11 protein-coding genes are annotated in these 12,588 nt (G+C 40.9%); 6 read left to right on the plus strand and 5 right to left on the minus strand.

Annotation, left to right across the window (positions count from 1 at the left end; genetic code table 11):
* Positions 1 to 63 precede the first annotated feature (63 nt).
* Entirely contained in the window at positions 64 to 1,470 is a 1,407-nt protein-coding gene (gene tcuA / locus QLG01_RS06875) for an FAD-dependent tricarballylate dehydrogenase TcuA (protein WP_151826910.1), read from the plus strand.
* Positions 1,460 to 2,593: a tricarballylate utilization 4Fe-4S protein TcuB gene (gene tcuB, locus QLG01_RS06880; RefSeq protein ID WP_282496076.1), complete on the plus strand. Its 1,134-nt coding sequence runs from the start codon at positions 1,460 to 1,462 to the stop codon at positions 2,591 to 2,593. The genes tcuA and tcuB overlap by 11 nt, the downstream gene beginning before the upstream one ends.
* A 77-nt stretch (positions 2,594 to 2,670) precedes the next feature.
* Here tcuB and QLG01_RS06885 read toward each other — a convergent pair whose 3' ends face one another.
* Positions 2,671 to 3,204, minus strand: coding sequence for an HPP family protein (locus tag QLG01_RS06885; protein ID WP_282496077.1), 534 nt, complete (start codon positions 3,202 to 3,204; stop codon positions 2,671 to 2,673).
* A 97-nt stretch (positions 3,205 to 3,301) separates the two neighbouring features.
* Between QLG01_RS06885 and QLG01_RS06890 the strand changes: the two genes are divergently transcribed.
* Positions 3,302 to 3,850, plus strand: coding sequence for a TetR/AcrR family transcriptional regulator (locus QLG01_RS06890; protein ID WP_282496078.1), 549 nt, complete (start codon positions 3,302 to 3,304; stop codon positions 3,848 to 3,850).
* Positions 3,851 to 3,864: 14 nt separating this feature from the next.
* Complete coding sequence (locus tag QLG01_RS06895) at positions 3,865 to 4,524, plus strand: VOC family protein (RefSeq protein WP_282496079.1); 660 nt, start codon at positions 3,865 to 3,867, stop codon at positions 4,522 to 4,524.
* Positions 4,525 to 4,608: 84 nt separating this feature from the next.
* Here QLG01_RS06895 and QLG01_RS06900 read toward each other — a convergent pair whose 3' ends face one another.
* The 3 genes from QLG01_RS06900 to QLG01_RS06910 all read right to left on the minus strand — a co-directional run bounded on the left by QLG01_RS06900 (position 4,609) and on the right by QLG01_RS06910 (position 8,657).
* Positions 4,609 to 5,838: a CaiB/BaiF CoA-transferase family protein gene (locus QLG01_RS06900; protein WP_282496080.1), complete on the minus strand. Its 1,230-nt coding sequence runs from the start codon at positions 5,836 to 5,838 to the stop codon at positions 4,609 to 4,611.
* A gap of 52 nt (positions 5,839 to 5,890) precedes the next feature.
* On the minus strand, positions 5,891 to 7,213 hold the full coding sequence (locus QLG01_RS06905) for an MFS transporter (protein WP_192455599.1): 1,323 nt from the start codon (positions 7,211 to 7,213) through the stop codon (positions 5,891 to 5,893).
* 223 nt (positions 7,214 to 7,436) lie between these two features.
* On the minus strand, positions 7,437 to 8,657 hold the full coding sequence (locus QLG01_RS06910) for an acyl-CoA dehydrogenase (protein ID WP_151989060.1): 1,221 nt from the start codon (positions 8,655 to 8,657) through the stop codon (positions 7,437 to 7,439).
* A gap of 246 nt (positions 8,658 to 8,903) precedes the next feature.
* Between QLG01_RS06910 and QLG01_RS06915 the strand changes: the two genes are divergently transcribed.
* Complete coding sequence (locus tag QLG01_RS06915) at positions 8,904 to 9,851, plus strand: LysR substrate-binding domain-containing protein (protein ID WP_192836436.1); 948 nt, start codon at positions 8,904 to 8,906, stop codon at positions 9,849 to 9,851.
* A gap of 104 nt (positions 9,852 to 9,955) precedes the next feature.
* Here the strand turns inward: QLG01_RS06915 and QLG01_RS06920 are convergent, their stop codons facing one another.
* Positions 9,956 to 11,131, minus strand: a complete 1,176-nt coding sequence (locus QLG01_RS06920; protein ID WP_282496081.1) for a zinc-binding dehydrogenase — start codon at positions 11,129 to 11,131, stop codon at positions 9,956 to 9,958.
* A gap of 401 nt (positions 11,132 to 11,532) precedes the next feature.
* Between QLG01_RS06920 and add the strand changes: the two genes are divergently transcribed.
* Entirely contained in the window at positions 11,533 to 12,528 is a 996-nt protein-coding gene (add, locus tag QLG01_RS06925) for an adenosine deaminase (RefSeq protein ID WP_282496082.1), read from the plus strand.
* The last annotated feature ends 60 nt before the right edge of the window (positions 12,529 to 12,588 follow it).

A 12,588-nucleotide genomic window follows, 5' to 3' on the forward strand; every position in this document is an offset into this window, starting at 1 on the left:
AGCCTCTCACTTCATCATCTCTTTTAAAGCTACATTAGCCCTAGCTGAGAAAGGGAGAAATCCATGCATGATGTGATTGTAATTGGTGGTGGGAATGCCGCACTGTGTGCCGCGCTCACGGCAAAAGAAAGTGGCGCGTCTGTGCTTGTCATAGAAGCAGCACCTAAAGAATGGCGTGGTGGTAACTCACAACACACTCGTAATCTCCGTTGCATGCATGATGCTCCTCAAGATGTATTAGTCGATGCCTACCCAGAAGAAGAATATTGGCAAGACCTACTTAAAGTCACTGCGGGCAAAACCAATGAGCACTTAGCTCGTCTGGTCATTCGTAGCACGGCAACATGTCGCGACTGGATGCGTAAACATGGTGTGAATTTTCAGCCACCACTATCGGGTGCTTTGCATGTTGCACGTACCAACGCATTTTTTATGGGTGGCGGTAAAGCCCTCATTAATGCGTATTACCGTAGTGCCCAAGAGCTTGGGATTGAGATTTTATACAACACAAAAATTAAAGATCTAAAGTTAAACCAAGGACATTTTGAAGCTGCAATTGCGGAAGATGGCCGTGTATTTAAAGCGAAAAGCTGTGTATTGGCCGCAGGTGGTTTTGAGTCAAATCTGGAATGGTTAAGAGAAGCATGGGGACAAAATGAAAACGGTGAATGGCCTGCCGATAATTTCATTATTCGCGGAACCCGCTTTAATCAGGGCAACTTGCTCAAATTTATGATAGATCAAGGCGCCGATATTATTGGTGACCCATCGCAATCGCATTGCGTCGCTGTAGATGCACGAGCACCATTATATGACGGCGGCATCTGCACTCGTATTGACTGCGTTTCATTAGGAATTGTGGTCAATAACAAAGCCGAACGTTTTTACGATGAAGGCGAAGACTTCTGGCCAAAACGTTATGCGATTTGGGGACGTCTTGTTGCCAAACAGCCTCAGCAAATCGCCTATTCGATTATCGACTCAAAAGCCATTGGTCGCTTTATGCCACCTGTGTTTGCGGGTGTGAAAGCAAATAGCATTCAAGAATTGGCCGAAAAAATCGGGCTAGATGCAAAAACCTTCTGTCACACCGTAGAAGAATTTAATCAAGCCTGTGTACAAGGCACCTTTAACCATACGGTTTTAGATGATTGCACTACCCAAAATATTGTTCCCAACAAAACCCATTGGGCCGTTCCGCTTGATCGCCCACCGTTCTATGCCTATGCGCTTAAACCCGGCATTACCTTTACCTATTTAGGTTTAAAAGTCGAAGACGATGCTGCTGTACGTTTTAACAATAAAGCCAGCCGCAACCTGTTTGTTGCAGGTGAAATGATGGCAGGTAACGTACTCGGTCAGGGTTATACCGCTGGCGTTGGTATGTCGATTGGCACGACCTTTGGACGCATTGCCGGAAAAAATGCAGCCCACTATGCACTTTCACAAGGAGTTGAACATGAATGCTAGTACTAAAGCCCTAATTCCAGTTGTTCAGCTCTCTGACCATGAGCAGGAAGTTCAAAGAGCCCTACAGATTTGTAATGCTTGTCGCTACTGTGAGTCTTTTTGTGCTGTATTTGCGGCCATGACAAAGCGCCTTGAATTCAATCAAGCCGATATTCATTACCTCGCAAACCTATGCCATAACTGTGGTGCTTGTCTACACGCTTGCCAATATGCCCCGCCGCACGAGTTTGGTGTAAACATTCCAAAAGCGATGGCACAAGTACGTTTGGAAACTTACCAAGAGTTTGCGACGCCTAAACCGCTAGGCCGACTTTATAAGTCTGTTGGGATTCCTTTTGTTTCGGCGTTATCACTCATTTTCTTTTTATGCATGTTAGCTGTGGTGTGGTACAAAGGCACCGACCTGTTTGCAGGCTATCAAGGTAATTTCTATGCGATTTTCCCGCATAACTTTTTAGCGCTACTGTTTGGAGCGACCTTTACAGTTGCCATTGTTTTACTCGGTATCGGAATTAGTAAATTTTGGAGACAGACGTCTAAAGTTATTCACGGCAAAGTTGAGAAACCAGACCTTATTCAAGCCTCTCAAAATGTGTTAACGCTTAAATATTTAGATGGTGGACATGGCAAAGGCTGTAATGAGCAAGATGACCGTTACACACAAATCCGCCGTGTGTTCCATCACCTGACGTTTTATGGTTTTATGCTGTGCTTTGCAGCCACAGGCGTAGCAACTTTATATCACTATTTCCTTAACCTACATGCGCCGTACCCTATCTTTAGCTTGCCTGTTATGTTGGGTACTTTGGGTGGGTTTGGCTTAGTGGTTGGGCCATCTGGCTTGCTCTATTTAAATCTTAAACGCCATCCATTACATGGTGACCGCGAGCAAAAACCAGTAGATCGAGGCTTTATTTTCCTTTTAATTTTAGTCAGTGCTTCAGGCTTAGCCCTCATGGCATTTCGCAATACACCGTATATGGCACTTTTACTGATTTTCCATTTAGCTACGGTCATGACATTCTTTATTACCATGCCATTTGGAAAGTTCGCACATGGTTTTTACCGTAGCGCTTCTTTACTCAAATTTGCCATCGAAGAACGTATTTCTAAAAAGTCATAATTTCATTCAAAAGTATTCACTATCTTAGCGTAGTGAATACTTTCATTTTTTTAAGCTCAAAATATTTCATACATCGCCTACTTTTTACTATTTAAAATTCCTAAGCCATACATCGGCCACTTGGTACTCGCTTTAATATTATTAATCAGCATCGCTACCAAAACTAAAGATACTGCGCCGACCAAAACAGGGAAAATCAAAAAGCTCCACTGGTATTGTATGCTGCTTGCGGTGAGTAAAATAACCAAAGGGTTGGCCCCAGCAGGTGGATGAACGCATTTAAACACTTGCATGAGCGCAATGGCACAACCTACTGATAAAGCAATTGTAAAAATAGAAACACCGACAAATTTTAGAAAAAACAAACCTACAAAAGCCGAAATAAGATGTCCAAATATAATATTTCTCGGCTGCGCCAAAGGTGACTGAGACACGGTATAGAGCAATACACAGGTCGCACCAAACGGCGCCATGATAAAGATATTGTGTGTGAGCTTACTCAACCACAGAAGTATAAAAATACTGACTGTCCCCCCAATAAGACTTCTTAAAACATCAACTTTACTGGGCGATGGAGCCAGTTTTTCTTTGCCATAAAAGATCGAGAACATGATTTTTTCCTCAAACAAAAATTTGCTTTTTAAAAAGCATATAGATAAAATTTCAAATAGTACAGATCTGTACTATTTTATTTTTTGGAAAAGACATATGTCAAAATCTGCCTTAAAAATATTAGATACAGCCGAGAAACTATTTAATGAAAATAGTTTTGTCGGGGTTGGCGTTGACCTGATTCGCGATGAATCTGGCTGCTCTAAAACCACTATGTACACGTACTATAAAAATAAAAATCAACTGGTTAAGTCTGTACTCGTTGCACGTGATGAACGGTTTAAGCAAAGCCTTTTAGGCTATGTGGGAGATGCAACAGGGTTGGAAGCCATCAATAAAATTCTGGATTGGCACACCAATTGGTTTAGACAAGATTTTTTTAAAGGCTGTTTATTTGTAAGAGCGGTCGCTGAATCTAACCAAGATGATCAAGACATTATTTCTATTTCTAAAGCCCATAAACAATGGATTAAAGTATTGATTGCGCAAAACTGCAATATACCGAATGGTGAAGCTTTATCTGAGCTGATCTATACGGTGATTGAAGGCTTAATTAGCCGCTTTTTAGTCGATGGTTTCGATGAAATACTTGCGACAAACATGAAAAACTCTATTAATCAATTATTTAATATTCATCAACATTAGTATGAGAACTTAAAATGGAAGTGGACCATATTTTTATTTGTGTACAATCAGGCGCTCCCGAAGCTGAAACTTTAAAAAAATTCGGTCTAACAGAAGGTTCATCCAATAAGCACCCGGGTCAAGGTACAGAAAACAGACGCTTTTTCTTTAAAAATAGCTTTATCGAATTAATCTTTTTAAATAACCCAGAAGAAGCCTCAAGTGATCTCACCAAACCGACTCTGCTTTTTGAACGACTAAGTGCTCAAAATAATATTGCGTCCCCTTTTGGTATTTGTTTTCGCCCTAAGAATAAAGATGATAACGGTGCAAAATTTCCTCATTGGGTTTACAAGCCAAGCTATTTACCAGCCAGCTTAGAAGTAAATGTTGCCAAAGATTCTGTGGTATCTGAACCGATGTGGTTCTTCCTTTCATTTGCTTCACGACCAGACCTTGCTGCAAAAGAAAAACAACAACCACTTGTGCATAGCAAAGATTTATCAGAAATCACTGCGATTAAAGTTTCTATTCCAAACCTTGAAAAGCACCCTACTTCATTGCTGTTCAATTCGCTTGATGATTTTGAAGTGACTAATGGATCGGAGCATTTAATGGAAATTAGTTTTGATCATGAACCTCAAGGAATGATTCATGATTTCAGACCAGAGCTGCCACTTATTTTTAAATATTAAGGCTCTTATTTTCCAATAAAAAACTGTGATTTATTGCAAATCACAGTTTTAATTTAAATTGAATCACATTAAAAAAGTAACAGCTTAAGCAATTTTCCCATCAATAATGCCTTTCTCTTTTAACGCAGCCAGTTCTTCTACTGTTTTAAATCTCGATAAGATTTGAGCGGTATGTTCACCAAGCTCTGGTGGTGCATGATGATATTCAACTGGAGTATCAGAGAGTTTGATTGGTGAGCCAATCGTTTGGAAGTTTTCATTTAAACGATGAGGAATATTCACCACCAAATTACGATGTACGATTTGTGGTTCAGCCAAAGCATCTTCAATAGAGTTGATAACACCTACGGGAACTTTAAGCGCATGAATCATGTCGACCCATTCTTTGGCAGTTTTCTCTAAAAAGTGCTCGGACAATAAAGGAATCAGTTCATCTCGATATTTGACGCGGTCCTGATTACGCACAAATTTTTCATTTTCGAGTAACTCTGGATAACCAATCGCAATACACAAATCTTTAAACTGTTTATCGTTACCACAAGCAATAATAAATTCTTTATCTTTAGCCTTAAAAGTTTGATACGGCACAATACTCGGATGTTGATTACCCATGCGCTGCGGGGCTTTACCTGAGGCTAAATAGTTCATTCCCTGATTTGCCAGTGCCGAGACCTGCACATCAAGGAGTGACATATCAATATATTGTCCACGTCCTGTGTGTGACCGTGCAATCAAAGCTGCCTGAATCGCGATGGTTGAATACAATCCCGTTTGAATATCTACAACAGCCACACCAACCTTTTGCGCACCGCCGCCTGCCACATCATCAGGCTCACCAGTAATGCTCATTAAGCCGGACATACCCTGAATAATAAAATCATAGCCGGGTTCTTCTGCACGTGGGCCATCTTGCCCAAAACCGGTAATCGAGCAATACACAATGTTCGGGTTCAGCACACTTAATGACGCATAGTCCAAACCATATTTAGCCAAAGACCCTGTCTTATAATTTTCAATGACGACATCGGCAGTCTTGGCAATTTCATAAATTAAAGCCTGACCTTCGGGTGTAGTAATGTCTACCGCAACCGAATATTTATTGCGGTTGGTACACTGGAAATACCCAGATTCACGAGTCATGTTTCCATCTTGATCGGGCATCCATGGTGGCCCCCACATGCGGGTGTCATCACCGACTCGAGGGCGTTCAATTTTAATGACTTCCGCGCCAAGGTCTGCCAAGATCTGTCCGCACCAAGGCCCTGCAAGCACACGACTTAAATCTAAAACCCGAATTCCTTGTAATGCACCCATAACGATACCCTTATCTTTTTAGAAGGTACTCAACGCACCTTCCTGTCATTGTTTATGATTGTTTTTGCGGATCGTACTGACGATCTTTAATAAATAAGCCCGGCAATACACCCGCAACAAAATACGCAGCGCCCATCACAATAAAGGCCATAGTAAACGTACCGCCCGATGCTAAGAATCCAATGGTGGCTGGTGCAATCGCTGCCCCGACACGACCAATGTTATAAGCACCACCAATGGCTGTTCCGCGCACGTCGGTTGAAAAACTTTCAGCCATATAAGTCGCATTCACACCGTATGGAATGCCATATAAGAAGCCAAAAGTGATTAATAAATACAAAATGTTGTCAGGGGTATTGAAGAAAATAATAATTGGCAAGAACACGGCACTGGCAATTGTTCCAAACACAAAAACAGCACGGCGGTTAAATTTGTCTGCAAGATAACCTGCTAAAATTTTGCCTAAAATCATTGCAGTATATGAACCCACCATATAACTGGTTAAGTTTTTAAAGTTCATATGCACTTCTGTTTCTAAATAACTTGGCATCCAGTTGTTAATGCCGTAATAACCAAACTGTAAGAAGAATGCTGTCGTCATCCACAACAAAAACATCTTACGGTGCTTAAAGTTATTAAAGATTTGCTTATAGATACTGCCACTTTTTGGCTTTTCAGCCACGGCTATTTCTTTAGGCTGTCTGTTGCCTTGCAAGCTTTCAATTTTAGTGAGCTGCCAAGATTTTGGCTCTGGTACAAATCGTTGTAGGAAAATATTTACAAAAGCAGGCACCACGGTCAGGAAGAATAAAACACGCCAGCCATGATCTGGAATAATTGCCCCTGCTAATAGCGTCGCAGCAATATAACCTACAGTCTGACCCGTCTGTAACGTGCCCAAGACCGTTGTACGGTAAGTGGTTGGCACATATTCAGCCATTAAGGTATTACAAGCCATATAGAGTGCTCCAATACCCAAAGCACCAATAAAACGTAAAGCCATAAATTGCTCGAAGCTTTGCGTAAAGCCCAATAAGCAAGTTGCTACAGAAAAGAAGGTCACCGAGTTGGCAATAGTTCTTACGCGACCAAACTTGTCACATGCCCAACCACCCAAAATACCGCCAATACCCATACCTGCTAAAGAAGCACTGCCTAATGCACCAGCCTGAAAGGTACTTAAACCAAACTCTGCCTTTAAGCTGGTCAAGCTATAAGACAGCAGCATAATATCAATGCCATCGACCACCATTGCAAAATAGGCAAATAACAACGCCCATTTCCATGTATGAGGGCCAATCTTTTCATATGTTCCAAGGTTACTTGGAAATGTATTTCTTAATTCTTTCGATATTACTTGAACGTCATTGTTCATCTTTAGTTCCTCATTTTCCCAAATGAGTCATCGGCAGCCTACTTATGTTTTCTGTGTGACTTAATTTTCTATATTTTCATCATCTTATATTTAGTTTTAAGTACACAGAGGCGTATCTTTACATGAGTATCCTTACGATGAATCTTGTCATTATCCATAAATTTTTGCGTAAAAATCCCTAAAGGTGCTCTCGAAAGAACACCTCTATTTTTTAAAAAATGAATTAGTTGCTAAATGCCGCGATGCCTGTTTGCGCACGACCTAAAATCAATGCGTGAACGTCATGTGTGCCTTCATAGGTATTCACGACTTCAAGATTAACTAAATGACGTGCCACACCGAACTCATCACTAATACCGTTTCCACCCATCATGTCGCGTGCCATGCGGGCAATATCAAGTGCTTTCCCACAGTTATTACGCTTAATTAAAGATGTGCCTTCAACTGACGCAATGCCTTCATCTTTCATACGACCAAAACGTAAAGCCACTTGCAGACCTAATGCAATTTCAGTTTGCATATCTGCCAGTTTTTTTTGAATCAACTGATTTGCAGCCAACGGACGACCAAATTGTTTACGGTCCATAGTGTATTGATGTGCAGTATGCCAGCAGAACTCAGCAGCACCCATTGCGCCCCATGCAATACCATAGCGGGCGCTATTTAGACAGGTAAATGGGCCTTTTAAACCTCGAATTTCAGGGAACGCGTTCTCTTCAGGTACAAATACGTTATCCATCACAATTTCACCTGTAATCGAGGCACGTAAACCGACCTTGCCATGAATTGCTGGTGCAGATAGGCCTTCCCAGCCCTTTTCTAAAATGAAGCCGCGAATATCACCAACATTGCCTTCAGCAGAAACTTCTTTTGCCCAGACTACAAATACATCGGCAATTGGGCTATTGGTAATCCACATTTTTGCGCCACTTAAACGGTAACCACCGTCAACTTTTTTAGCACGTGTAATCATACTGCCCGGGTCTGAGCCATGGTCAGGTTCAGTCAAACCAAAACAACCAATATATTCGCCAGTGGCAAGTTTAGGTAAGTACTTTTGCTTTTGTTCTTCCGTACCAAACTCATTAATTGGAACCATCACCAATGAGCTTTGCACGCTCGCCATAGAGCGGTAACCCGAATCCACATATTCAATTTCACGCGCAACCAAACCATAACTCACATAGTTCAAACCCGCACCGCCGTATTGCTCAGGAATGGTTGGACCCAGTAAGCCAAGCTCTCCCATTTCACGGAAAATAGATGGATCTGTTGTTTCATGACGGAATTGTTCAAGTACACGGGGTTGCAAGCGTTCTTGGCAATAGGCATGAGCCGCATCACGAATCATGCGCTCATCTTCGGTAAGCTGTTGCTCAATTAAAAATGGGTCTTGCCAGTTAAATTGAACTTTTGCTTTTTTTGTTGTCACCATGTGATTCATCGCATCCTCTGCTTGATTGGATCTTCTTTATTTAACTCGATGTTATGCGTGAAAAATGCAGTAATCAAACGATAAATGTTCATGCAGATATGCGACTTACGCATATTTAAAATAAGACATATTAAATTTAGATATTTAATTGGTTGTATTTCATTAAAAATGGCTTATTTTTATACTAAACTCGGATATCTGCATTTAGATCATATGCTGTTTTGAAATATGACGACAAATAAAAGGATTTTATTTATGCGAAGAAGCATCCCATCCATTCAGGGCCTGATTTGCTTTGAAAGTGCAGCAAAACATCTAAGTTATACCTATGCTGCGCAAGAGTTATGTATTACCCAAAGTGCGGTCTCTCGCCAAATTCAGCAGTTAGAAGACTTCTTGGGCGTTGAACTCTTTATACGTACTCGGCATGGTGTTGAACTCACTATTGCTGGTCAGCAGTATTTTAAAAGCATTAAACCCTACTTGTTAGGGCTAGAGAAATGTACGGCCGATGTGATTTCTCATAAGGGTTTAGGTGGAACATTAAAGTTAGGTGTGGTTCCTACCTTTGCAACGCGATGGTTATTACCCAAGCTCCATCTTTTAAATCAAAAACACCCTGAAATTACGGTTCATTTAGAAACCAGTACCAAACCTTTTTTATTTAATGACAATATTTTTGACGCTGCGATTTTTGCAGGTACGCAGCAGCAAATTGACCACTGGCCCGGCATACAAGCACATTATTTAATGGATGAAGAAATTGTACCTGTGTGCTCACCAAGACTAATCGAAAAGTATTTTCCAGATGCTGTGATGATTAATGAAAATACCTATGATTTAAGCCCAGAAGATTTGCTAAAAATCCCTCTCCTACAACAAACCACTCGGCCTAGCATTTGGCAAGAATGGTTTCTGACCCATCAGATGCAGCACCCGAAACCTTTTGATGGACAACGCCATGAGTTATTTTCAATGCTTGCGGTTGCTGCCAGTCATGACATGGGAATGGCTCTAATTCCGCAAATGTTGATTGAGTCTGAACTACAAAAAAAAGAACTAGTGATTGTTTCCAATAAAAAACTAAAAGGCAGCCGAAAGTACTATCTCATTCACTCAAGCCAAGACATTTCACCGACTATTCAAAAATTTGTTGAATGGATTTACCAAGAACTAGAACAACTAAAAAGCAATACAAATTAGCTCAGCAGGTTTTATTTATGCTCAATATTGCGATCTATAAACATAAAAAAAGATTGTGATTGATGAGATCACAACCTTTTTAATTGAGCATAAATGACTTTGAATTAATGACTCATCAACTGAATGTCTGAACCATTACGTTTCGGGTCAATCAAAATTTTGGCATGCTGTTCAGGGTCACGTAACGCTTCAAATGCATTGGTAACTCCTTCTAGGCCAACAACACCGGTAATGAGTGGTGAGCAGTTCACTTTACCTTCTGCAATCATGTGTAGTGCATCTCGGAACTCCAGCGGTGTATAGCCCAACACAAACTGAATTTCTAGCTCTTTATTAATCGCAAGTGCAGGTTCTATTTTGTCACTTTGCATGCAGACGCCCACCCCGACAATTCGAGAAAATAAAGGTGCACCTTCAATAATCTGCTGTAAAACACCCGGTACGCCCACGCACTCAAAAATAACAGGACGTTTTGGCAAAGCACCTAATTTATCAATCATGCGCCATCCATGCCACCACGGTAAGCGTGTCGCTTGCAACTTATCAAACAGTCCCATGCCCATGTTAATGGCATCGGAAACATTGCCAAGCAAACCAAACTCTTTCCAGTTGGCAAATGGCGATGTCTCTTTAGGGTCTACCACAATATCGGCACCGCATTGCTCGGCAAGCTTACGGCGATTTGGTGAAAAGTCGCTGGCAACCACGGTTTTAACCCCAGCTGCTTTAAGCATTAATATGACACCTAGCCCGACAGGACCACACCCAATCACAATTGCAGGTTCACCAGTTTTCACACGGCTACGGCGAACAGCATGCAATGCAACCGCCATAGGTTCAGTCATGGCAGCACTATCGGCATCTAGACCGTTGGGTACTTCAAACATCAAGCTCGATTGAGCCAATACTTGCTCGGCATAGCCACCCGAAGCATTTGGTGAAAGCCCTGTAGATAAATAACCATGCTGATCTACATTTAAAAGCGGCATTGCACAAACGAGTGTATCCGCTTTAAATTTATGGCGTGTTTTTGGACCATAGTCTAAAACCTTGCCGCAAAATTCATGTCCAAGTACAAATGGGTCTGTAGACTTGGCTAAACCATGAAATCCGACACGTGCAGCCAAATCATGCATGTGGTCGCAGTGGTGCTGCATATGTAAATCTGAACCACAAATCCCACATCGAATCACTTCTAACAAAACCTGCCCTTTTGCAGGTGTTAAGTTCGGTTGGTCCACGACTTGTAATTTTGCTTGATGACAAAGTACCGACTTCATTTGAGTGCTTCCTATTTCTTCTTTTTCATTTACTTGCCAGAAATAGATTTCTACAGATAAATTAATCGCTTTATCAGTTTGGTCTTTAGCAAGCCTTTATTCATCTTTACAACTAAAAAGCAAAATACCAATGACCATTCTTCAGCCAATCTATTGTTGAAGAGTCAACAAAAACAGGCGCAGCGAAATTAAAAACAATAAAAATCTTGGTGCTTGTATCTTACACAGACTGCGTTGTCTTCTTAGGCCAGAACAATGTCATCAAAATTAAAACTTATACAAATATAGTAAGTTCAAAAAACTCAACTCAACGCTTTTCACAAAAACATAGCAAATCCAAACTTTTATCAGCAGTCCTAAACAGGCATGATAAATTAAGATGAACAGATAAGAAGAAGTCTATGATTACAAAAACGCTCCCCCTTACAGATATACACCGCCACCTTGATGGCAACATCCGCATTCAAACCATTTTGGAGTTGGGGCAACAATACAATTTAGATTTACCTGCCTACGACATTGAATCTTTACGGCCACACGTACAAGTTATAGATAACCAACCTGACTTATTAAGTTTTTTATCTAAGCTCGATTGGGGCGTAAAAGTATTAGCGAGTTTAGATGCCTGCAAACGCATTGCTTTTGAAAACATGCAAGATGCAGCAAAACAAGGCCTAGATTATGTAGAGCTGCGTTTTTCACCAGGTTATATGGGAATGACACATCAACTTCTACTTGAAGGCGTTGTTGAAGCGGTTATTGCGGGCGTAAAAGAAGGTAGTCAAGCTTACGGAGTAAAAGCGAATTTAATTGGCATTATGAGCCGTACTTTTGGTCAGGAAGCTTGCGAAAAAGAATTAAATGCCCTACTTGCCCATAAAAATGATATTAAAGCACTGGATCTTGCTGGAGATGAGCTTGGTTTTCCGGGCAATTTATTTATTGATCACTTTAAAAAAGCGCGTGATGCAGGTTGGCACATTACGGTACATGCAGGTGAAGCTGCCGGCCCAGAAAGTATTTGGCAAGCCATTGAAGAATTAGGTGCCGAACGAATTGGACATGGCGTTAAAGCAGTTCAAGATTTAAAACTTTTAGATTATTTGGCTAAACATGAGATTGGTATTGAATCTTGCCTCACTTCAAACATTCAAACCAACACAGTACCGTCTTTAGCAGAACACCCATTAAAGACTTTTTTAGAACATGGTCTACTTGCCACCATTAATACAGATGACCCAGCAGTAGAAGGTATTGAGATACAACATGAATATTTAACTGCTGCCCCATTAGCAGGTTTAAGCCCTGAGCAAATTTATACAGCTCAAGAAAATGGACTTAAAATCGCATTTTTATCAGATCAAGAAAAAGATGAGTTAAGACAGAAATATCAATAACAGAGAACAGAGAACAGAGAACAGAGAACAGAGAACAGAGAACAGAGAACAGAGAACAGA

This window comes from Acinetobacter sp. V89_4 (assembly GCF_029967875.1).
In the GTDB taxonomy this organism is placed as follows: Bacteria; Pseudomonadota; Gammaproteobacteria; order Pseudomonadales; family Moraxellaceae; genus Acinetobacter; species Acinetobacter oleivorans.

Coding starts and splice junctions, on each gene's coding strand:
- QLG01_RS06890 (WP_282496078.1), top strand. CDS start 3,302: ATGTCAAAATCTGCCTTAAAAATATTAGATACAGCCGAGAAACTATTT.
- QLG01_RS06920 (WP_282496081.1), bottom strand. CDS start 11,131: ATGAAGTCGGTACTTTGTCATCAAGCAAAATTACAAGTCGTGGACCAA.
- QLG01_RS06905 (WP_192455599.1), bottom strand. CDS start 7,213: ATGAACAATGACGTTCAAGTAATATCGAAAGAATTAAGAAATACATTT.
- QLG01_RS06895 (WP_282496079.1), top strand. CDS start 3,865: ATGGAAGTGGACCATATTTTTATTTGTGTACAATCAGGCGCTCCCGAA.
- tcuA (WP_151826910.1), top strand. CDS start 64: ATGCATGATGTGATTGTAATTGGTGGTGGGAATGCCGCACTGTGTGCC.
- add (WP_282496082.1), top strand. CDS start 11,533: ATGATTACAAAAACGCTCCCCCTTACAGATATACACCGCCACCTTGAT.
- QLG01_RS06915 (WP_192836436.1), top strand. CDS start 8,904: ATGCGAAGAAGCATCCCATCCATTCAGGGCCTGATTTGCTTTGAAAGT.
- tcuB (WP_282496076.1), top strand. CDS start 1,460: ATGAATGCTAGTACTAAAGCCCTAATTCCAGTTGTTCAGCTCTCTGAC.
- QLG01_RS06885 (WP_282496077.1), bottom strand. CDS start 3,204: ATGTTCTCGATCTTTTATGGCAAAGAAAAACTGGCTCCATCGCCCAGT.
- QLG01_RS06900 (WP_282496080.1), bottom strand. CDS start 5,838: ATGGGTGCATTACAAGGAATTCGGGTTTTAGATTTAAGTCGTGTGCTT.
- QLG01_RS06910 (WP_151989060.1), bottom strand. CDS start 8,657: ATGAATCACATGGTGACAACAAAAAAAGCAAAAGTTCAATTTAACTGG.